The sequence below is a fragment of the Chitinophaga caeni genome (assembly GCF_002557795.1).
Classification (GTDB): Bacteria; Bacteroidota; Bacteroidia; order Chitinophagales; family Chitinophagaceae; genus Chitinophaga; species Chitinophaga caeni.
In genome coordinates this window covers 180,880-204,112 of the sequence record NZ_CP023777.1, presented here as the reverse complement: position 1 = coordinate 204,112, position 23,233 = coordinate 180,880, and the positions used below count along the sequence as shown (strand labels likewise).

16 protein-coding genes are annotated in these 23,233 nt (G+C 44.3%); 8 read left to right on the top strand and 8 right to left on the bottom strand.

Features of this window, described 5'->3' with window-relative positions; genetic code table 11:
• Positions 1-4 precede the first annotated feature (4 nt).
• Both COR50_RS00850 and COR50_RS00845 read left to right on the top strand, forming a co-directional pair.
• On the top strand, positions 5-1,597 hold the full coding sequence (locus COR50_RS00850) for a DHA2 family efflux MFS transporter permease subunit (protein ID WP_098192211.1): 1,593 nt from the start codon (positions 5-7) through the stop codon (positions 1,595-1,597).
• A gap of 29 nt (positions 1,598-1,626) precedes the next feature.
• Positions 1,627-2,919 (top strand): TolC family protein, encoded by a 1,293-nt coding sequence (locus COR50_RS00845; protein WP_098192210.1) that lies wholly within the window; start codon positions 1,627-1,629, stop codon positions 2,917-2,919.
• A gap of 379 nt (positions 2,920-3,298) precedes the next feature.
• Here the strand turns inward: COR50_RS00845 and uxuA are convergent, their stop codons facing one another.
• The 3 genes from uxuA to COR50_RS00825 form a co-directional block, all read right to left on the bottom strand.
• On the bottom strand, positions 3,299-4,474 hold the full coding sequence (gene uxuA / locus COR50_RS00835; protein ID WP_098192208.1) for a mannonate dehydratase: 1,176 nt from the start codon (positions 4,472-4,474) through the stop codon (positions 3,299-3,301).
• Positions 4,475-4,594: 120 nt separating this feature from the next.
• Entirely contained in the window at positions 4,595-5,899 is a 1,305-nt protein-coding gene (locus COR50_RS00830) for a glycerate kinase type-2 family protein (RefSeq protein ID WP_098192207.1), read from the bottom strand.
• 1,023 nt (positions 5,900-6,922) lie between these two features.
• Entirely contained in the window at positions 6,923-7,354 is a 432-nt protein-coding gene (locus COR50_RS00825) for a hypothetical protein (RefSeq protein ID WP_098192206.1), read from the bottom strand.
• Between the two features lie 201 nt (positions 7,355-7,555).
• On the opposite strand from COR50_RS00825, the gene COR50_RS00820 reads away from it, so the two are divergent.
• A complete protein-coding gene (locus COR50_RS00820; RefSeq protein WP_232516239.1) occupies positions 7,556-10,639 on the top strand; it encodes an amidohydrolase family protein in 3,084 nt (1,027 codons plus the stop codon).
• Positions 10,640-10,653: 14 nt separating this feature from the next.
• Complete coding sequence (locus tag COR50_RS00815; RefSeq protein WP_098192205.1) at positions 10,654-11,940, top strand: amidohydrolase family protein; 1,287 nt, start codon at positions 10,654-10,656, stop codon at positions 11,938-11,940.
• An 812-nt stretch (positions 11,941-12,752) separates the two neighbouring features.
• On the opposite strand, the gene tyrS is transcribed toward COR50_RS00815, so the two are convergent.
• The 4 genes from tyrS to gatC all read right to left on the bottom strand — a co-directional run bounded on the left by tyrS (position 12,753) and on the right by gatC (position 15,742).
• Positions 12,753-14,036 (bottom strand): tyrosine--tRNA ligase, encoded by a 1,284-nt coding sequence (gene tyrS, locus COR50_RS00810; protein ID WP_098192204.1) that lies wholly within the window; start codon positions 14,034-14,036, stop codon positions 12,753-12,755.
• Positions 14,037-14,097: 61 nt separating this feature from the next.
• Complete coding sequence (locus tag COR50_RS00805; protein ID WP_198405749.1) at positions 14,098-14,664, bottom strand: cob(I)yrinic acid a,c-diamide adenosyltransferase; 567 nt, start codon at positions 14,662-14,664, stop codon at positions 14,098-14,100.
• 74 nt (positions 14,665-14,738) lie between these two features.
• On the bottom strand, positions 14,739-15,449 hold the full coding sequence (locus COR50_RS00800; protein WP_098192203.1) for an ABC transporter ATP-binding protein: 711 nt from the start codon (positions 15,447-15,449) through the stop codon (positions 14,739-14,741).
• A 2-nt stretch (positions 15,450-15,451) separates the two neighbouring features.
• Positions 15,452-15,742 (bottom strand): Asp-tRNA(Asn)/Glu-tRNA(Gln) amidotransferase subunit GatC, encoded by a 291-nt coding sequence (gatC, locus tag COR50_RS00795; protein WP_098192202.1) that lies wholly within the window; start codon positions 15,740-15,742, stop codon positions 15,452-15,454.
• 158 nt (positions 15,743-15,900) lie between these two features.
• On the opposite strand from gatC, the gene trpS reads away from it, so the two are divergent.
• On the top strand, positions 15,901-16,905 hold the full coding sequence (gene trpS, locus COR50_RS00790; protein ID WP_098192201.1) for a tryptophan--tRNA ligase: 1,005 nt from the start codon (positions 15,901-15,903) through the stop codon (positions 16,903-16,905).
• A 119-nt stretch (positions 16,906-17,024) separates the two neighbouring features.
• Positions 17,025-17,657 (top strand): deoxynucleoside kinase, encoded by a 633-nt coding sequence (locus COR50_RS00785; protein WP_098192200.1) that lies wholly within the window; start codon positions 17,025-17,027, stop codon positions 17,655-17,657.
• Between the two features lie 119 nt (positions 17,658-17,776).
• On the opposite strand, the gene COR50_RS00780 is transcribed toward COR50_RS00785, so the two are convergent.
• Complete coding sequence (locus COR50_RS00780; RefSeq protein WP_098192199.1) at positions 17,777-18,349, bottom strand: RNA polymerase sigma factor; 573 nt, start codon at positions 18,347-18,349, stop codon at positions 17,777-17,779.
• A 199-nt stretch (positions 18,350-18,548) separates the two neighbouring features.
• Here COR50_RS00780 and COR50_RS00775 point away from each other — a divergent pair, with 199 nt between their 5' ends.
• Together COR50_RS00775 and COR50_RS00765 are read left to right on the top strand one after the other, a co-directional pair.
• Positions 18,549-19,604 (top strand): FecR family protein, encoded by a 1,056-nt coding sequence (locus COR50_RS00775; RefSeq protein ID WP_198405748.1) that lies wholly within the window; start codon positions 18,549-18,551, stop codon positions 19,602-19,604.
• A 190-nt stretch (positions 19,605-19,794) separates the two neighbouring features.
• Positions 19,795-23,229 (top strand): SusC/RagA family TonB-linked outer membrane protein, encoded by a 3,435-nt coding sequence (locus tag COR50_RS00765; protein WP_198405747.1) that lies wholly within the window; start codon positions 19,795-19,797, stop codon positions 23,227-23,229.
• Positions 23,230-23,233: the final 4 nt, after the last annotated feature.

Genomic DNA, 23,233 nt, shown 5'->3' with positions numbered 1-23,233 from the left:
TTGTATGCAAACTTTGGCCGCTCCAAAGCCGAAAGGATTAAAAAAATGGATCATCGTTATCACGGTTATCTCGGCTACCATGTTGGAGCTGATCGATACCACCATCGTGAACGTGGCCCTTTCTAATATCAGCGGTAACCTCGGGGCCACCATTGAAGATGCTTCCTGGATCGTAACGGCTTACGCGATCGCCAACGTGATCGTAATACCGATGACGGGCTTCCTGGCTTCGTATTTCGGGCGTAAGAATTATTACCTTACTTCTATCATCATCTTTACCTTCGCTTCCTTCATGTGCGGGAACTCCAACACATTGTGGGAACTAGTTATCTGGAGATTTATCCAGGGTGTTGGTGGTGGTGCTTTGCTATCTACTTCCCAATCGATCCTCTTCGATACTTTCGAAATATACGAACGCCCTACCGCGGCAGCTATCTTCGGTATGGGTGTCATTATCGGCCCTACCGTGGGTCCTACCCTGGGTGGTTATATCGTAGAATCCTTCCACTGGTCATTGATCTTCGATATTAACGTACCGGTAGGTGTCATCGCGGCTTTCCTGGTCTATAATTTTATCGATAAGCAGGCGCACGAGTACAACATAGATCGTAAGAAGATTAAAATTGATTATATAGGGATATTCTTGCTGATCCTCTGGGTCGGCTGTTTACAGTATATCCTGGAAAAAGGTCAATCCGAAGATTGGTTTGCAGCAAAGCATATCACGGTATTAGCTATTACCTCGGTCGTTTCTTTCGTGCTCTTTATTTGGTGGGAACTTAAAACTGATAAACCCGCCGTGAACTTGCGGGTACTCAATAACCGGACCCTGGCCATCACCACGGTACTGACATTTATCATGGGGCTCGGTATTTATTGTTCGATGTACGTGTACCCGGTATGGATGCAGCAGATCATGGGATATACTTCCATATTAACGGGAGAATCATTATTACCAGGCGCCTTGGTGGCAGCCGTAATGATGCCGTTAGTAGGTAAGGCCATGAGTAAAGGGGTGCCACCCAAGTATTTGATTACGGCAGGCTTCATGATCTTTTCATTTTTCTGTTTCTGGATGTCAACCGCCAGCCCTGAAGCGGGTGTTGCCTTTTTCTTTGTGCCGCTGTTGCTAAGGGGGGTAGGTGCCGCCATGCTGAGCGTACCATTGACCAACCAGGCCGTTTCCGGGCTTACGCCGATGGAAATGCCGCAAGGTATCGCTATCAATAACATGATGCGTCAATTAGGTGGTGCATTCGGTATCGCGATGATGAATACGTATGTATCCCGTCAATATTCTGCACACCGCGTGCAGATGTTGCAATATGCTAATAGCGACAATCCAATTGCCACTGAAAAGTTATCGCAACTCGCCGGTGGTATGATTTCTAAAGGGGTTGATCCGGGTAAAGCACACGAAACGGCCTTGCACCTGTTAGACGGAATCGTAACCAAGCAGGCTTACGTATTGACTTACCTGGATGCATTCAGGATCGTGGGAATATTTTTCCTATGCGTCTTACCGTTGATGTTCTTCGTGAAAAAACGCAGTATGAGTACCGAAGCCATGAAAGAGGCGGCAGAACATGCGCACTAAGGCTTCCATAACAAAAGAGATTTAATTATATGAAAAAGATATTTTTTATAGGGTTAGCATTAGGCTTGGCTTATTTACAGCCATCTTATGCACAGGATGTACCGGGCTCTTTGCAAGACCTGGTGCAGAAAAGTTTTGAGCATTATGCCCAGATCAAATCCCTGAAAGCACAGCAGATGATCGCGGGCGACAGGACCGCCATCAGCAAGGCAAACAGGCTCCCGGAAATTAACGGTAACGCCACTTATACACACCTTTACCCCGTTCCGAAAATCGATTTGGGTGATGCGGTTTTCCAACCCTTCCCCGCCGAAAATATGAACGTGGGCATTTCCGGTAGGCAGCTATTGCTCGATTTCGGTAAAAGTAAAAGCGACATCCAGCAATCGCAAGCGCAAAAAGATTTATTAACCATGCAAACCGAGGAAGCGAAAGAGATCTTAGCTTACCAGGTTGCCAACGTGTATTTGAATATCGCTTTCTTGAATAAAGAAATCGACGTGCAGGATGCTAATATCAAGTTGTTAGAAGAAACGGAAACCATGGTTTCTAACAAGTTGAAACATGGGGATGCGATCGACTTAGATTTGTTGAACACCAAGGTGAAATTGGAAAATTACAGGAACAGGAAAATCGAGTACGAGAATCAATTACAGAAACAACAGGCTTTATTGACTTATTTGACCGGTGTAACTTACGGGGGAGAAAGCATCTCCAATGATTTCAACTGGCCGGCTAACACCGATCCAAACACCGCGTTAGACGCTTTCGGTGAAAATGCTTCGCTCAAAACTGCATTGGAAAAAGAAAAAGTTGCAGACCTTCAACTGAAGGCGGCTAAAACTCAATTTAGTCCTTCTTTATTCCTCGATGCGGGTACCGGGTTTAAAAACGGTTACCTGCCGGATGTAAGTACGCCCAAGTTTAATTACAGCGCCGGGGTTACCTTAAACATCCCGATCTATAACGGGAAGAAGTTGAAATTGCAGGAAAGTATCGCATCTCACCAATTAGAAATTGCTAAGTATAATACGCAAGATGTAAATGATAAATTAAGGCAGGATGTAAGTCAACAAAATGCGGATATCATCGCGAATCAAAAGAAACTGACTACTTCCGAAACCTTGGTGCAACAAGCTGAGAGGGCATTACAACTAGCCAAAACCCGTTACAAATTAGGGGTAGTTACTTACCTCGATTTGCAGAATGCACAAACTTCGCTTCTGGAAGCGCAATTGTCAAGAATTCAATACCAATACCAGTTATCAATATCTAGTTTGGAGCTGTTACATTTGGCCGGCGATAAGTTTTGGAAAGAATAGGATCATGCTAAGATGAATTTGTATTGTGTTTTAATTTCCCCGGTGCACTGGATGCGCCGGGGAAATTTTTTTCCGGCAGCATTATTTGAGAAATGCTTTTATCGTTTTTTTGAATATTTGCCAGAATGTCCAAAAATCTTGCTGGTTCGAGCTTCCAAGCCAGGGGTGCCCGAAACTTTCATTCAAGTCCAACAAATGGCCGTTTATGCTGCAAGAAGTGCATTCCTCATCGGTTTCGACAAAATTATAAATGTCCTCAATGGTGCGTTGATCCTAGCTCGGAAGCTCGAACCAGCAAGGAGATAAAATTCAATGGTCCAAACACGAAAAACCAGGTTTCAAATGCCTGCATGAACACATTTATTTTTACCAGGTTTCATTACCCTTCCATCATATTGCGAACAATTCCCAATTCCAACCCCCGCAGTTCTGCCAGTCCCCTCAACCTACCGATCGCGCTATATCCGGGGTTTGTATTTTTTTGTAGATCGTCTAGCATCTGGTGACCGTGGTCTGGCCGCATCGGCAAACTGGTGTTACGCGATTGCATAGTTTGGAGCAATGCTTTGATGACCGCGTACATATCCACATCTCCATCAAGATGATCGGCTTCGTAGAAGTTGCCTTGCGCATCTCTTTTCGTACTTCTCAGGTGGATAAAATGGATATGGGATCCCAACCTTTCTATCATTCCCACCAGGTCATTGTCGGCCCTAACGCCGTATGAACCTGTGCAAAAGCAAAGCCCGTTGGATGCTGAAGGCGCCGTTGCCAGCAACTCTTTGGCATCTTGTTCGGTACTTACGATCCTGGGCAGTCCGAAGATCGGGAAAGGCGGATCATCCGGGTGAATGGCTAACTTTACGCCTACTTCTTCCGCTACCGGAACGATCTGCTGCAAGAAATAGAAAAGGTGCAACTTTAGTTTCACGGCATCTATATCTTGGTATTTATCTAAAGCAGATTGGAATAGCTCCAGCGTAAACGTTTCTTCCGAACCCGGCAAGCCTGCAATAATATTGCGCTGCAACAATTTTTTGTCTTCATCGCTCATACTGTCGAAGCGTTCTTTAGCAATCCATATCTCTTCTTCCGTATAATCTTTCTCTGCCCCGGGTCTTTGCAACATGAACACATCAAAGGCCACTAACGCGGCTTTATCAAAACGCAATGCCTTCGAACCATCGGCTAAGGTATAAGCGAGGTCCGTTCTCGTCCAATCCAGCACCGGCATAAAATTGTACGTAACTATCTTGATACCGCAACTAGCGAGGTTACGGATCGACTGTTGGTAATGCTGGATATATGTTTTGAAGTTTCCTTTTTGCGTCTTGATGTCTTCATGTACCGGGATGCTTTCCACTACAGACCATTGCAAACCTGCCGCTTCGATAATGTTCTTACGTTTTTGTATTTCATCCACAGGCCATACCTGGCCATTAGGAATATGATGTAAAGCCGTAACGATACCCTTGGCACCCGCTTGCTTTATATCTCGTAAACTTACCGGATCATTGGGGCCAAACCAGCGCCAAGTTTGTTCCATTTGTATCATAGTCGTGTATTGTGCTGCTCAAAATTAGAATCTATGTGGAGAATTTCAAGTACTTGACCCAGAATTATCTATGAATTTTGAAAGTATGGCAAACAACGGAGAATTGTATATCAACTTTGATCAGTTTGCTACCAGTATGATGACGATATCCATCAGGTTATTACCTGTCGGACCTGTAAAGATTAATTGGCCTGTTTGTTCCAAGATAGGATAAGCATTGTTGTCACTTAAGTAAGCGCCGGGCTTGAGCTGTAATGAAAGGTAGCGGCTTGCACTTTCTTGATCTACGATCGCCCCCGCTGCTTCGGTTGGCCCATCTTTCCCATCGGTACCGGCTGCCAGCAACGTGATCGGGCGATTATTGTCGAGATACATACTGGCCGATAAAGCTAATTCTTGGTTGCGCCCACCTTTCCCGTTTCCGCGGACTTCTACGGTACTTTCACCGCCCGTTACCAAGCAGGCCGGCCTTTTTCCTTGGTAATGGTTGGCAAAATCAGCCAATTTTTTGCCGAAATCTTTGGCAATGCCCCCGATCGGGAAAGGTAATTCACCAATATTCCAACCTCGTTGGGCTGCTGATTTCTGGATGGCGGCTATTACATCTTTATTGGTAGCAATTATTTTATAATAACTATTTTCAAAAATTGCATCCGCCGCCGCCGGCAATGCCGGGATTTGACGGCTGAGCCCGGCTCTTAGATAAGCAATAACGGATGTAGGCAACCCCGTCAATAATTTATACCGTTCCAATACCTGCCAGGCATCTTCGAAAGTACTGTCGGCAGGAAAACTAGGACCTGAACCGATAATAGCCGGATCATCGCCGGGCACATCGCTTATGGCCAGCGTTATACATTGTCGCGGCGATAATAATTTCGTTAACTGCCCGCCCTTCAACTTGGAAAGGTGTTTCCTAACAATATTTATCTCGTTGATCGAAGCGCCGCTATGCAATAATGCTTCGAATGTGGTCGATAATTCTTCCAAAGTAATGCCATCCGGTACATCTGCCATCAAAGAAGATGCGCCGCCGGATAATAAAAATATTACAACGGCACCAGTTGGTACCGTGGAAATGTATGATATCAAGTCCTTGCTGGCAGCTAAACTTTGTACACCCGGCTTAGGATGATCACCTAAAAGCACCCGTACTTTTTTAGGGGTGCGACTAGACTGAAACTGCGTAATAACGCATCCCCCTGCGATCTTGTTTCCCAAGATGTCTTCTACGGCCAAGGCCATGATAGCAGCAGCTTTTCCCGCGCCTATAATATAAAAAGATTGCTGTTCCGGGAATTGATTACCCGCAATATTCCATTGCCCATCCTGCTTGTAGATAGTTTGGGGCATAATTTCTCCCGGCTGTACTGCTTTCAGGCCATCTTCAAACAATTCAAGTATCAGTTTCCGGTAATCGTCCATATAGCAAATCTGGAAGTGTTGATTTGGGCGCGCCCCTGCGGGTCGGGCTATCCGTTGCAAGTCCTCGTCACTCCCTACGGTCGTTCCTGTGGGCTTTCCACTACTATCCCTCGCGCTAAATCAGGTTATTGGATCATTTCCTTCGCTCTAAAAAATATGTAATAACTTGTTAAATAAGTAATCTGATTCCAAATTCCTAGCTGGTTCGCGTTCCTAGCCGGTTCGAGCTTCCAAGTTCCAAGCCGGTTCGAGCTTCCAAGTTCCTAGCTGGTTCGAGCTTCCAAGCTCGGACCACCGTACAATCGAGGAAATATACAATTGTCCCTGAAACGAGAACTTACCCCTTGCAGCATGCACGTCCCATTGTTGGATACCAAATGCCGCTGATCAAGATATTCTATCAATCGAATGTTTTTCCAAGTTCCAAGCCGGTTCGAGCTTCCAAGCTCGGACCACCGTACAATTGAGGAAATATACAATTGTCCCTGAAACGATTACTTACCCCTTGCAGCATGCACATCCCATTGTTGGATACCAAATGCCGCTGATCAAGATATTCTATCAATCGAATGTTTTTCCAGGCTGGAGTCCGAGCTTCAAGTTCCAAGCTGGTTCGAGCTTCCAAGCTCGGACCTCCGTACAATCGAGGAAAAATACAATTGTCCCTGAAACGATTACTTACCCCTTGCAGCATGCACGTCCCATTGTTGGATACCAAATGCCGCTGATCAAGATATTCTATCAATCGAATGTTTTTCCAAGTTCCAAGCTGGTTCGAGCTTCCAAGCTCGGACCTCCGTACAATTGAGGAAAAATACAATTGTCCCTGAAACGAGAACTTACCCCTTGCAGCATGCACATCCCATTGTTGGATACCAAATGCCGCCGAACAAGATATTCTATCAATTGAATGTTTTTCGAGGCTGGAGTCCGAGCTTCCAAGCTCGAACCAGCTGTGGCCAAGAAATTTCAAGATAAAATGGCAGATCCGGAACAGGATTTAAATGCCCTAGCTTCGAAGTCTTAAGACCGTTCCGCCTTTCCCCGTCGCTCCTGCTTTTTATCCATCTTCGATTCGAGCGATTCCTTCTTTTTCAAATCCCAATCATTCCATTTTTTATATTGTTCAGGTGTGAGGACTGCTTTAAACCGTTGGCTCCTTTCTTCATCGAGCGCTTTGAGTTGTTGCATCTGTTCGCGTTTAGAAAGCTGGGAGTTTTTCTTTACAGCATCGGATTTTTTGAAAATATCTTCATTAATATTATTGATGAGTTTACTTTGCTCTTTACTGAGATGTAATTCGCGCACCAGTTTATCACCCATCTTATCGGCCTTACCTTCGGCAGTCCAGCGCGACTTTTTCCCCGCATTCTTCTTTTGGGCCTGGGCATTTTGGGTTTGTATTATTAACAGGCTGGTTACCAAAGCCAATGCGAAAGTGAATAGTTGTTTCATAAGTTCAGTTAAATATCCTGTTTAAATGCCATTCGTAAAAATTATCAGAAATAACTCGAAATAGCATCAATGATTTGCTAAATTTAACAATTAATATCATTTATCACGATCGACGTGAAAAATATAGCCAAAATCTAAGTCGTGTAAAGAGCGCCTATCTTTATGCGATCATCATTTATGTTCAACAAAAAATAAACCGCAATGACAACAGGAATTTCCGCTTTGGAAAAATCCCGCTACAACCCGCTGCGTAAGCGCTCCGCGAGATTTTTATTCAAGCTTGGGTTCATGGGATTATTGATGGCAACATTTTCAGCGAAAGCGCAGGTCACCTATCCAGGAAACGGTGTGGCTGACCCTAGTCAAGCATGTTACGCCTTCACCCATGCCACCATCGTAAAAGATGCAGACTCCAAGCTCAATGATGCCACTTTGATTATCCGCGAGGGCAAAATTGTTGCCGTGGGCAGCAGTGTAAACATCCCCAAGGATGCTGTCGTGATCGATTGTAAAGGGAAATTTATTTATCCTTCGTTTATTGATATCTATAGCGATTATGGTACGCCGGATGCCAGCCGCGGCGCCAGCGGCTACCATGGCAACCCGCAATTCATTTCAAATACGCCGGGAGCTTATGGTTGGAATCAGGCTATCCGCAGCCAAGTGAACGCGGTAAACGAGTTCACAGTGGATGCTAAAAAGGCGGGCAGCCTACGTGCGCAAGGTTTTGGATCTGTTCTTACCCATATTGAAGATGGTATTGCCCGCGGCACCGGTACATTCGTAACCTTAGCTGATGAGCGAGAGAATAAAGTGATCTTGAAAGAAAAAGCCTCCGCGCATTATTCGTTCGATAAAGGTTCATCAACACAAAATTATCCGAGTTCCCTGATGGGAGCCATCGCCCTATTGCGCCAATCTTACCTGGATGCGCAATGGTATAAAACGAAGCCTGCCAAGGAAGGCGTAAATTTAAGCCTCCAAGCTTGGAATGATATCCAGCAATACCCGCAAATTTTTGATGCCGGTGATAAATGGAATGTCCTGAGAGCCGTTAAAATCGGTAACGAATTCGGGGTTCAATACATCATAAAAGCCGGGGGAAACGAATATCAGCGTATCCCCGAAATGCGGGCAACCAAGGCCACATTTATCCTGCCCTTGGATTACCCTGCCGCGATGGACATCGAAGACCCCAACGATGCACGCTTCGTAGCTCTAAGCGATATGAAACATTGGGAACTGGCGCCCACGGAAGCAGGTGCATTCGAAAAGGCCAAGATTCCTTTCTGCTTAACGGCGGCTGATTTAAAAGATGTAAAATCTTTCATGGGCAACCTCAGGAAAGCCATGAAATATGGATTATCAGAAAAAGCTGCGCTGGAAGCATTAACCAAAACGCCTGCGAATGTTCTGAAAGTATACGATCAGGTAGGTAGTCTGGATGCCGGCAAAGTGGCCAACTTCCTGTTGACCTCGGGGCCTATCTTCGATGAAAGTACCGTGATCTTCCAAAACTGGGTACAGGGAAATAAATACGAACTGCATGACCTCGGCTGGAAAGACTTGCGCGGAACCTATACTTTAACAGTTGGCAGCAAAACATACCGCGTAGAGCTAAAAGGTGCTGCTAGTAAGCCTTCATTGGCAGTATTATCTGCCGATACCTTGAGCGGGAAAATTGATCTCAACGGGCAATTGGCCCAATTGGTCGTTCCGGTAACTAAAGACAAGAAGGAACAATTGCGCTTAAGCGGCGTGATCGGTAAAAATAACTGGAGCGGAAACGGTGTCGATGAAGCGGGTAACCCTGTTCTTTGGACGATGACTTTTAGCCAGGCATACACGCCCAAAGAAAAGAAAGAAAAAGAAGAGACTGCCCCTAGCTTGAGTAAGATCAATTATCCTTTTACCGGTTACGGTTGGGAAACGATGCCTACAGAACAGGATATATTGATAAAAAATGCTACCGTATGGACGAGCGAAGCTGATGGCGTATTGGAGAATACCGATGTGCTGGTGAAGAATGGAAAAATCTCCCGGATCGGTAAAAATTTACCCGCCGGAAATGCCCGCGTCATCGATGGTACGGGCAAACATTTAACGGCAGGTATTATCGATGAACACTCCCATATCGCTGTAACCCGCGGTGTAAATGAAGGCACGCAATCCGTTACTTCCGAAGTACGCATCGCGGATGTATTGAATCCTGATGATATTAACATTTACAGGCAATTGAGTGGAGGGGTTACTACATCTCATATTTTACATGGTTCTGCTAACGTGATCGGCGGTCAAACGCAACTGATCAAATTACGCTGGGGCAAAAATGCCGAAGAACTAAAATTTGCAAATTGGGATCCATTTATAAAATTCGCTTTGGGTGAAAACGTGAAGCAGTCCAACTGGGGCGAAAGGAATACTACCCGTTTCCCGCAAACACGTATGGGGGTTGAACAAGTGTTGGTAGATGCCTTTACCCGCGCGCAAGATTACGAGAAATCAGGCGCCAATAAACGCCGCGATCTCGAACTGGAAGCCTTGGTTGAAATATTGAATAAGAAACGGTTTATCACTTGTCACTCGTACGTGCAAAGTGAAATTAATATGCTGATGAAAGTGGCTGACCGCTTCCATTTTACCGTGAATACTTTTACACATATCCTGGAAGGCTACAAGGTCGCTGATAAGATGAAGGCTCATCATGCCGGAGCTTCTACATTTGCCGACTGGTGGGCTTACAAGATGGAAGTGACCGATGCAATTCCTTACAACGCCAATATCATGCAACGTGTAGGTCTCACGGTAGCGATCAACTCCGATGATGCCGAAATGGCTCGCCGCCTCAACCAGGAAGCAGCGAAAAGCGTGAAATACGGCGGTATGGAAGAAATTGCTGCCCTGGAAATGGTGACGATCAACCCGGCTAAATTGTTGCACATCGATGATCGTACCGGTAGTATCAAGGTTGGTAAAGATGCTGACCTAGTATTGTGGAGTGATCATCCATTAAGTATTTATGCGAAAGCTGAGAAAACAATCGTGGATGGTACCGTGTATTTCGACCGTGATTACGATCAACAATTACAAGCGAGAATCGCGAAGGAAAGAAATGCATTAATGCAGAAAATTTTGGCCGAGAAAAAAGGCGGCGGGCCGATGAAGAAAGCGTCTCCCACAATCGATCAGCTTTGGCATTGTGAAGATGACGGAGGTGGGCACCAACGTCAATTGTTCGACCTCGAAGAACAACATGCGCAATCGGTAACGCAATCATCATACTAAATCTAGCTTTAACTATGAAGAAAATATTCAGTGTAATTGCGGGATGTTGTTTTGCAACCGCCATACACGCTCAAGCAACAGTTTACCCGGCCCCGGCACAATCCGGCCCTATCACGATCGTGAATGCTACCGTGCACGTCGGCAACGGCCAGGTACTCAACAATGCTTCCATCTCCTTTGATGGCGGCAAAATTACGGCTGTCGGCAGCAATGTAACGGCTACAGGGAAAATTGTGGACGCCAAGGGGCAACATGTTTACCCGGGTATCATCGTACCCGACAGTGATTTAGGTTTGACGGAATTTGAAGCAGTTCGCGCTACGAACGACTTCAGGGAAGTAGGGGAGTTGAATCCCAGCGTCAGGAGCCTTGTTTCTTATAACGCCGATTCTAAAGTAATCGGGACATTGCGATCCAACGGTATCCTGTTGGCCAACGTGGTACCGGAAGGCGGCCTCATCAGCGGTACATCATCCGTAGTACAATTAGATGCATGGAACTGGGAAGATGCGGCTTACAAAGCTGATAACGGTATTCATTTCAGGATGCCCCGCTTGATGGTTCGGTCAAATCCATTCAGAAGAGCTGGCGGTTCTTCAGATGATGCACTCAAAAGAGCGATGGATCAAATAGCGTCGGTAAAGTCTTTCTTCCGTGATGCGAAGGCTTACCTGGATGCACCCAAACCAGCCGAAACCAACCTGAAATATGAAGCAGTAAAGGGTTTGTTTGATAGGTCACAGAAATTATTTATCCATTGCGAATTGGTGAAAGAGATGCTGATAGCTGTAGATTTTGCAAAGGAATTTAATTTTGACGTGGTAATCGTAGGTGGAACGGACAGCCATTTGATCGCGAAAATTTTAGCGGAGAATAATATCCCCGTTATCCTGGCACAACCGCATAGCTTGCCGGTTATGCAAGATGATGCAGTAGATCAGCCTTACAAAACGGCTTATGAACTGCAACAGGCAGGCGTATTATTCTGTATCAGTAATGAAGGTTTTTGGCAACAACGTAACCTGATGTTTAACGCGGGAACTGCCAGCGCTTACGGTCTTTCCAAGGAACAAGCGCTGAGCGCCATCACACTCAATGCCGCTAAGGTTCTCGGCATCGACAAGACTACCGGTTCGCTGGAAGTTGGTAAAGATGCGAATATTGTGATCAGCACCGGGGATATCTTGGATATGAAATCCAGTATCATTACCGATGCCTTTATTCAAGGCCGTAATGTAAGCCTGGATAATAAGCAAAAACAATTGTACGAAAGGTACAAGTATAAATACGGCTTAAAATAAATACCGTTGTTTTGTCAATATAGAAAAGGATGCTAGTGCTAACTGGCATCCTTTTTTTAATATTTTGATATTATATTGATATGTTAATATTTGTGGTAGTGTATTATAAATTATGGACGTTCGAAACCTAGTTCGTTTTTTGAATGCTTTACCGAAATGTTCAAAATCTTTGCAGGTTCGAGCTTCCAAGCTCGGACCCACCTGCCATTGGGAGTATTTACAGTGTTATCGGAAAGGAAAAAGTTCTCGCACCTCTTACCATAATCGGCCAATTGTTAGATTTCTAATGCTGCCGAACACGATATTCTACCAGTAGGACGTTGTTCCACGGGGGAGTCCGAGCTTGGAAGCTCGAACTAGCGGTGGCAGATTATTGTTAGATATAATTTGAATGCCTGAAGAAGAATCTTTAGCGAAATATCCGAAACCTTAGCTTGTTCGAGATATAATTTGAATACCAGAACTTTACCGGAATATCCAAAATTTTAGCTGGTTCGAGCTTCCAAGCTCGGACCCACCTGCCATTGCGAGTATTTACAGTATAATCGGAAACGAAAAGTGCACACACCTCTTACCATAATCGGCCAATTGTTAGATTTCTAATGCAGCCGAACACGATATTCTACCTGTAGAATCTTGTTCCGCGGGGGAGTCCGAGCTTGGAAGCTCGAACAAGCGAATATTTCCAGGATTTCAACAATTTCATGAGTCCTGCCGGATAAAAAAATAGAAAGGGATGCCTGAACGGAGTTCTAGCATCCCTTTCTTAAGGGCCGTCATCCAAATTAATACCGGGATGACAAATAGTATTATTATTCAGCGTTTACCAACACGTAGCTTTTCTTTCCTTTTTGGAAAAGAATATACTTGCCCGTAAACAATAAATCTTTATTCACAACATATTCAATCCCTTGCACTTTCTCGCAGTTGATGCTCACACCGCCGTTTTGCACGGCTTTCCTTGCCTCGCCTTTGCTGCTGAAAATTTTTGCATTTGCCAAGAAGCTCACGATATCCACGTTCGACTCCAATTCTGCCATCGGTATCGCCGCTTTCGGTACACCGGACATTACTTTCAATAACGCTTCTTCCGAAAAAGCTTTCAACACATCCATGGATGCTTTACCAAACAAGATTTGAGTTGCCGCTAAAGCTAAATCGTATTCTGCTTTACCGTGGATGAAGACGGTAACCTCTTCTGCCAAACGTTTTTGCAATACTTTCTTACCGCGATCTTCATCATGCTCAGCGATAATACCGTTGATGGTAGCTTCATCCAAGAAGGTGAAGGTCTTGATCCACTGTGCCGCATCCTCATCGCTGGCATTTACCCAGAACTGGTAAAATTCGTAGGGGGAGGTTTTGGTTGCGTCTAACCAGATATTGCCTTTTTCGGATTTGCCGAACTTGGTGCCGTCTGCTTTTTTAACCAATGGACAAGTAAAGGCAAATGCTTCACCACCGGATTTACGGCGGATCAGCTCCGTACCTGTTACGATATTGCCCCATTGATCGGAACCGCCCATCTGCAATTTCACATTATTGTTACTGTACAAATGGAAGAAGTCGTAACCCTGGATTAATTGGTATGTAAATTCGGTAAACGACATCCCGTTGTCGCCCTCGATCCTCTTTTTAACAGAGTCCTTGGCCATCATATAATTCACGGTAATATGTTTCCCGGTGTCCCGGATAAAATCCAGGAATGAAATATTTTTAAACCAGTCGTAGTTATTCACCATCTCGGCAGCATTGGGTAATGCAGGATCAAAGTCCAGGAACTTTTCCAATTGCGCCTTGATGCAGTTTTGGTTATGTTGCAGCGTATCGAGATCGAGCATTTTCCTTTCTTCAGCTTTGAAGGAAGGGTCGCCTACCATCCCCGTTGCGCCGCCAACCAATGCATAAGGTTTATGACCTGCCCTTTGCAAATGCTTTAACAGCATGATCGGAACCAGGTTGCCGATATGTAGAGAATCCGCCGTGGGATCAAATCCTACGTAGCCGGATGTCATTTCTTTCAGTAATTGTTCTTCCGTGCCTGGCATCATATCTTGCACCATTCCACGCCAGCGCAATTCTTCAATGAGATTCATCGTTGTTTAAAAATTTTTGCAAATCTACTAAATAAGCCCGTATTTCTATAAAAGACCCGGATTAGCCTTGTACCCTGGGTTTCCAAGGAATTTCAGCAACCTGTAATTGATGTGCCGTATACCTCGCCAACACGAATAAGTAATCACTCAAACGGTTTAAGTATTGCAGCACCTTCGGCTCTACGAACATTTCCTCTTCGTGCATCTGTACGCATAGGCGTTCTGCCCTCCGGCAAACACAACGCGCAATGTGGCAGGTCGATACTGCTACGTGGCCACCGGGTAATATAAAAAATTTCATCGCCGGCAACACGTCGTTCATCCTGTCGATCTCCTGTTCCAATAGGCTGATATCAGAATCATGCAAATCGGGAATACTCATCTTCGTTTCCTTTTCCGGATCGCATGCTAGGGCAGCTCCCACGGTAAATAAGCGATCTTGTATTTCGCGCAGCATGGCTTGACCTGGTGGATCAGCGATATAATCATTGACCAAGCCTATATATGAGTTTAATTCGTCAACTGTTCCGTAAGATTCGATGCGGATATGACTTTTCGGGACTTTCGTTCCGCCGATCAAGGAAGTTTTACCTTTATCTCCCGTCTTGGTATAGATTTTCATTGCCATAAAAAAAGTGATATTGGTGAGGTAAATCAGGAAATACCTTACAAATATCACTTATCTATGATAAAGCGGCAAAATTAAGAATGTACTATATGATGCGCATTGAGCTTGTCTGATTCGATAATGCCATCTCTCAAACGCACAACGCGGCGGGCGTGTTCCGCGATGTCTTCCTCGTGGGTTACTAATACCACCGTGTTGCCGGAATTGTGGATGCTGCCGAAAATTTCCATGATTTCCACGGAAGTTTTGGAATCGAGGTTACCGGTAGGTTCATCTGCTAATATCAAGGAGGGGTCATTTACAAGGGCGCGCGCGATGGCTACCCTTTGACATTGTCCCCCGGAAAGTTCATTGGGCTTGTGTTTATAACGGGAGCCCAAGCCTACTCTTTCAAGCATGAACTTGGCTTTTTCTTCGCGTTCTTTCCTGTTGATGCCCGCGTAAATCAGCGGTACGGCCACGTTTTCAAGCGCCGTCAAGCGGGGCATCAGGTTAAACTGTTGGAATACGAAACCGATTTCTTTATTACGGACGAGTGCCAAAGCATCATCGGGCATCTTGCTCACGTCATGGCCACTAAGGATATATTTGCCGCTGGTGGGCGTGTCGAGGCAACCGAGGATGTTCATCAGGGTGGATTTACCGGATCCTGATGGACCCATCAATGCGACGTATTCATTTTTCAGAATATCGAGGGTGATTCCTTTTAATACAGGCAATTCATTTTTGCCGATAAAGTAACTTTTGCGGATTTCTTCAAGGTGGATAACTGCCTGTTGTGCCATAATTATTTCTTAATGACTTTTGGTACTTGGAAATATTCATTATTGGCCGAAGGCGCGTTGCTGAGAGCCTGTTCACGGCTGATGTTCGGTACTACGACATCCTCGCGCAGCATATTCACTTCTTCGGTTAAATGGAGTAAAGGTTTCACGTTGGAAGTGTCAAGTTCCCCTAATTTTTCTACCATGGTGATCATCTCTTCCAAATCTTTGCGGATGTTGGCCTTTTCCTGCGGGTCAAACTCCAAGCGGGCCAAGTTCGCTAATTGGTCGATAAGCGCATCATTCACTTCCATAAAATCAAGTTAAACGAAATATATAATATTTTTTAAATAATACGGTACTATTTCTCAAAAATAGTGATAAACGGCGACTTACAGGATAGCAATTTCAGAAAATGCTGTTAAGATTTTAGACCGCGGAGAAGCCAACTTTTATTAAATTGCGCCTCATTATGGCAACAGAAAAGGAAATAGTAGTGAGCGGTATCCGCTCTACCGGTTTTTTACACCTGGGGAATTATTTTGGTGCGATCCACAACTATATCAGGATGCAAGAAGAATATAATTGTTATTTCTTCGTAGCAGATTGGCATTCATTGACTACGCATCCCGATCCGAAGGATTTGCGGGGAAATGTTTACCGGGTTTTAGCTGAAAATATCGGCTCCGGGTTAGATCCTGAAAAAGTTACCTTGTACGCGCAAAGTGATATCCCGGAAATAGCCGAATTATACCTCCTTTTGAACATGTTGGCATACAAAGGTGAACTGGAGAAAGTACCTACCTTTAAAGATAAAGTAAGGCAAAACCCGGAAAATGTTAACGCGGGATTGTTAACTTATCCAGTGCTGATGTCGGCGGATATTTTAATCCACAAGGCCGTGAAAGTTCCGGTCGGGAAAGACCAGGAGCAGCACCTGGAGATGAGCCGTAATTTCGCGCAGCGTTTCAATAACCGTTACGGTGAACTGTTTCCCGAACCGCAAGCCTTTACTTACGGGAGTCAACTGGTGAAAATCCCGAGCCTCGACGGCACCGGCAAGATGAGTAAGAGCGAAAACCAGATGGCTACTTTGTACCTGGCAGATGATGATGACCTGATCCGCAAAAAAATCCTGAAAGCAAAATCTGATGCCGGACCAACGGAAATGAACAGCCAGAAACCTGAAATTATCGAAAACCTGTTTGCATTGATGAAACTGGTTTCTGCCCCGGATGTCGTAACAGGGTATGAGAAGGCGTATAACGAATGCACGATCCGTTACGGGGATATGAAAAAGCAACTCGGTGAAGATATGGTAAAATTTATCGCGCCTATCCGCGAGAAAGCGAAAAGTATCCAGGAAGATACCGCTTACCTGCAAAAGATTTTGAAGCAAGGTGCGGAGAAAGCAAGGGAAAGCGCTGCCAAAACTTTGGGCGAGGCTAGGAAGCTAATCGGTATACATTATTATTAGCAGTTTTGTTACCAACAAAAATTTATTAATTTCATACGGCTGGCTTTATGTAAGATGTTTTATAACATCAACATAAAGCTGCCTTTTTTATATATAACGAAACAACCTTCCCCACGGGCATGGCAAAGAATAAGATCAAGCATATCGCGGTAGCCGGGAATATCGGCGCAGGAAAAACCACACTTACTGAAATGTTGGCTAAACACTACAAATGGACAGCCCATTTTGAAGATGTTGAACACAACCCTTACCTCAATGACTTCTACGAGGATATGCCACGCTGGTCTTTTAATTTGCAGATATATTTTTTACACAGCCGTATCAAGCAATTGGTAGAAATTGCCAATGGGAAAGAAACCATTATCCAGGATCGTACCGTGTATGAGGATGCCCATATCTTCGCGCCTAACTTATACGAGATGGGCTTGATGACAAAAAGGGATTTCGATAATTATTTTAACTTCTTTACAACCCTAAAGTCATTGGTAAAACCACCGGATTTGTTGATTTATTTACAAGCATCCGTTCCGACCTTGGTTGCCCAAATCCAAAAACGCGGTAGGGAATACGAAGAAAATATCCGTCTCGATTATCTAAAACGCCTGAACGAGTATTACAACAACTGGATCGAAAAATATACGGAAGGTCCTTTGTTAATTATCGATGTAGATCAAAATAAATTCCCCGACAACGAAGCTGACTTGGGCGAAATCATTTCTAAAGTAGATGCGGAACTGTACGGTCTGTTCTGATGAAGTATATATAAAAGCCCCTTCTTAATTTTTATATCAATTATTCAGAGTGCAGTTATTTTTATTAAAATAATATTATGTAGTTTGAAAAAAGCATCAGACTTTAGCTGCGTATTATTTTATTTATGATGCTCTTCTTTTTCGAAGCTGAACTTCACGGCTGTTGTTAATCTCTTAACCGCGATTGATAACTGGTTTTCCACCGTCTTGATAGAAAGGTTCAAGATGTTAGCTACTTCTTGGTATTTAAGGCCGTATTGCTTTATGAGCAGGTAAATCATTTTGCATTTGGGCGGGAGCTGCTCGATGCTCAGCTCCAATCTACGCACCATTTCGGCTGATATCATCATTTCTTCCGGGTTGCTTTCCAACGCGATCTCAACATGTATATCCTCCAATAAATCTACATGGTGAAAATTCGCTTGTTTCCTCCTGAAATCGATAGCTTTATTCCTGGCAACAACGAACAGGTACACTTCCGGGTTACGGATATGTTGCAGGGAGGCGCGCTTTTGCCAGCAGTGTAAAAACACGTCATTCGTAATCTCTTCGGCCACTTCCCGCGACCTGGTAAGGCTATATGAAAACCTAAGAACGCGTACAAAACAATGATCATACAGGAGCCTAAAAGACTCTTCGTCATTGTTTGTTGCCATATCAACAAATAACTCGTTAATTTTTCGTTGAATCATTCCTAGATATATTCCTTGTCACGAAAGATAATGGTTGCAATTTAAATAACGTAGATTAAGCTAAAGTTAACAAAATAATTGATCTAACATTCTTCAAAATATTTTTTCAAAGTTTTGGGGGTATTTTGAATTTTCTACGACTTACTATTATAACGGAAGTTATTTTTCAATGATTGATCGAAATAAGGTTTACATTCTTATGTCCCGGAAAATTTCCGGGGAAGCTACAGTTGCTGAACTGGAAGAACTGGCCCGTATGCTGGAGGAAGATCCCGAACTCGGCTATGCCTTTAATATTTTGGAAGATGTTGAAAGTGTGCATGATAATGGGAATTTTAGTTTTGATGAGGCGGAAGCGTTGAAACTCCGCGGGATGGGGCAGTTGTCTCAATGGTTAAAAGAACAGCCGCCGCAACCCGGGGTAGCCACGAACAGGTACAGGTGGATATACGCCGCGGCTGCTTGTTTGGCTGTAATAGCAACGGTTGCTGCCTTTGTATTTTGGCCGAATAAGGCCGTGCGTAGTTACGCAAACGAAGTCGTAACGAAGAATGGTTCTAAAACTTCATTGACATTGCCGGATGGTAGCACCGTTATCTTGAATGCTTGTAGCAGATTGTTATATGATGCCGATAAGTTTTTAAAAGGCGATAGGGTAGTAAGCTTGACCGGGGAAGCTTTTTTTGATGTTAAGCATGATCCGGAACACCCCTTTATTGTGCGTTCTGGCCAATTAAATATCAAGGTATTAGGTACTACCTTCAATGTGAAGGCTTACGATGAAGATGCCCGGGTAGAGGCCACTTTGATCAGTGGCAAAATAGCGGTCGACTTTACCGATGCTAAAACCAATAAAAAGCAGGAAGTTATTTTACAACCATTACAAAAATTAGTTATTAACAAGGCTGATATCATCCACGAAAAACGGGCAGAACAAACTGCATTGTCAGCTAACTTCTCCATTGTGCCCTCATCTTACTCCCCTGCATCCGGAGCAGGTGATAGCTTGCCGATAAAAACCGACTGGATGGATGATCGGTTTGAATTCGATCAAATTACACTATCTGAATTAGCACATGATATTGAAAGGTGGTATAATGTTACTATCATATTTAAAAATACCCGGTACTCGGAAGAAACCGTAACCGGCGTGTTCAAAAAACAAAACATACGGGAAATCCTGGATGCATTACAACTTACGGTTGGGTTTCAATATAAATTAGACGAATCGAACAAAACAATTACCATATGGTAAAACAGCTCAGGTTTATTCACATTTAAATCCCCGTAAATCTATGAAGGATAAAAAATCTTAATACAAATTAAACTGGAAAAGAATTAAAAAGGGAAATGCGGCAACATTTCCCTTGGAATGGCTAATTAAACTAAACCGATCCGGTCAGATCAGGTAATGGCCTATTATTTAACCAAACTCAAACAAAATTATGAAAAAATGCTATTGGTGGCCCTCAAATATTCCGAAAAGGAAGGTGAGGAAACTCATGATGCGTATGAAACTAACAGCTATTCTACTTTGTGCCGGATTTTTACAATTGAGCGCACATGGGTATTCGCAAGAAAGAATGAGCGTGGATTACAATAATATCCACATCAGTAAATTGCTGAATGCAATTGGCAAAAAAAGCGATTATACGATCTTATATAAAAATGATGCTATTCCCGATAAAAGGATTAGCATCAAGATGGACAATGCTGCCATCCCGGATATACTGACTACCGCTTTTGATGGTACCAAGCTCACCTACCGGATCATGCCGAATAACCTGATCGTTATTCTCAGGGCTGGGGAACAAGTGAAAACCGTCCAGGTCAGGGGTGTTGTTAAAGATGCTGAGGGGACCCCCCTCATCGGTGTTACCGTGAAAGTTATGGGCACTTCTAAAGGTGTAACCACCAACGAACGCGGTGAATACGAGATGGAAGTCCCTGAAAATGCCGTGCTCGTTTTCAGTTATATCGGTTACGAAACGAAAGAACTTTCGTTGAAAGGCACCCGCAATTTCAACGTGGTGCTGACGGCTAATTCCAGTGGCTTGAATGAAGTGGTCGTGGTCGGTTACGGAACGCAAAAGCGTGCAAACCTCAGTGGGGCGGTTGACAATATTTCGGGTAAGGCATTGGAGAATAGGCCAATTACGAACGTCGGTATGGGTTTACAGGGCTTAATCCCCAACTTGAATATCGGCATCGATAACGGTCGTCCTTCTTCTGCTCCTTCTTTCAACTTGAGGGGCTACACTTCGTTGTCCGGTGGGGAACCTTTTATCCTTGTCGATAACGTACCGTTTTCTACGCAGGAAGTATCCAGGTTAAACCCTGCCGATATCGAGAACGTTACCGTGTTAAAAGATGCGGCTTCTGCTGCTATTTACGGTGCCAGGGCTGCTTTCGGTGTGGTGTTGATAACAACGAAAACGGCCAAGGACGGACATATGTCTGTTTCCGTAAATGCTAATTATGCCGTTCGTACACTGGGTAAAGTTCCCGATGTGGTGACTGATCCCTTGGTGACCATGCAAATGAAACACGATGCTGCCACGCCGTTGTACAATTTATACCCGGATGCCGTTAGGGCTTATGCAGAACAACGTTCAAATGATCCTTCATTACCTGCCGTTATCGTTGATCCAACCAATCCGAATGCTTGGGCGTATTACGGTTCCACAGACTGGCTGCACGAAGTATATAATAATTCTGCGCCTGCCTTTAATGGTAATTTCAGCATTGCCAGGGGCGATGATAAATTGAATTATTACATCTCCGGCGAATATTACCGCCAGGACGGGATGCTGCGTTATAATCCCGATATCCTGAACAGGTACAACTTGAGAACAAAAGCCACCTATACTTTTAATGATCGTTTGAAAGTAGGTACGAATATTACTTACACGAACTTCGAATACGAAGCGCCTTCTACCGCGATGGATTACCTGTTTTTCCATAATTCCAACCGTACGCCTTCTTTGTCAGTTCCTAGAAACCCGGATGGTACCTGGACAAAAGACGGCGCTGCATTATTGGGAACATTACAATCGGGCGGCAGAAATAATACGGCTTCCAATACTTTCCTGGGAAGTTTCAACGGGGAACTGGGCTTGGTTAAAAATGTCTGGAATTTGAAAGCGGACGCTACTTTCCGCAGGGAAAACAGCACCGGCAAATCGTATATATTACCCGTATCATACCGTACCGGACCGGATCAACCTTTACAGTATACGAGCGGCAACCAGGCTAATGCTTATTTTAATTCCGCAGCTTTAAAGTATAATGTTTATAACATTTACACGGATTTCCACAAGCAGTTCGGTAAACATGATTTGAGCGCGGTATTAGGGTTTAACCAGGAAGAATATATCTACGACCAACTTTCCGGCAACCGTACGAACTTGATTAGCCCCAATTACCCTACCGTGCAGTTGGCAACAGGTACTTCAACCGTGGGCGAAGGCTTTACCGATTGGGCTGTAAGAGGTGTTTTCTTCCGGGCATCTTATGCTTATGATGACAAGTATTTATTAGAAGTTAACGGTCGCCGCGATGGATCTTCAAGATTTCCGGAATATAATCGTTGGGGAACTTTCCCTTCTGCCTCCGCAGCCTGGGTATTGTCCCGCGAAAACTTCTTTGAGCCTATTGCAAAAGCGCTGAAGATGGACTTGTTGAAAGTTCGCGGCTCATACGGAGCCTTGGGCGATCAAACATTCAGTCCTTACGGCTATTTTGAAACGATGAACGCTTCGCAAATCGGCGTTATTTTGGATGGAAACAGACCTGTCGGTGTTTATACGCCGGCTCCTGTTACGGCTGATTATACCTGGCAAAAAGTTCGCACGATCAACGGTGGTATTGACTTATCATTCCTGGAAGAAAGACTGGGAATCAGCTTCGACCGTTATACCCGCTTTACGGAAGGGATGTTCGTGAAAGGAAAAACATTACCTGCCGTATACGGCGCAGCTTCACCAAAAACCAACGCCGCCGATTTGAAAACCCGCGGTATGGAGTTAAGCATCATTTGGCGCGATCAATTTAACCTCGGGAAAGATCCGTTTAGTTACAGTGTAAAAGTTGCCTTGGCCGACAGCCGGACTTTTATAACGAAGTACGATAATCCTACGGGAAATTTGAACGATTACTATAAAGACCAGGAACTAGGTGAAATATGGGGATTGGTAACGGAAGGATTCTTTCAAAATGAAGATGAATTGAAAGATCATCCCGATCAAACTAAAGTTGGGTCTGATGATCAGGGGTATAAATGGTACGTGGGGGATTTGAAGTTCAAGGACCTGGATAATGATGATGAAATCAGCTACGGAAAAAATACTTTGGATGATCACGGGGATAGGAAAATTATCGGTAATAATTCCATCCGCTATCCATATAGCATCGACCTGAATGCCAGCTTTAAAAATTTTGACTTGAGGTTATACGGGCAAGGAATCGGTAAAAGGGATTGGTATCCGAATGCGAGCAATCACTATTTCTGGGGAATTTACGCTCAACCTTGGGCCAACGTGCAAGTGCAGAACTTAGATCACTGGACACCGGAAACACCGAACGCTTACTTCCCGAGGGTAAAATCTTATATCGCGGAAGATGCTACGGAACTGGGTGCTCCACAAACACGCTATTTGCAAAATGCGTCCTATTTCAGGCTGAAGAACTTAACAGTTGGATATACCTTACCTAAAACAACAACGGATAAAATGAAACTTGCCAGGTTAAGGGTGTATTTCAGCGCTGAAAACGTGTTTACAGTTGATCACTTGAAAGCGGATCTGGATCCCGAAGGCTTGGGCGGAAGCGTTTATCCTTTCCAAAAAACATATTCCGCGGGCTTGAACTTGAACTTCTAAACCG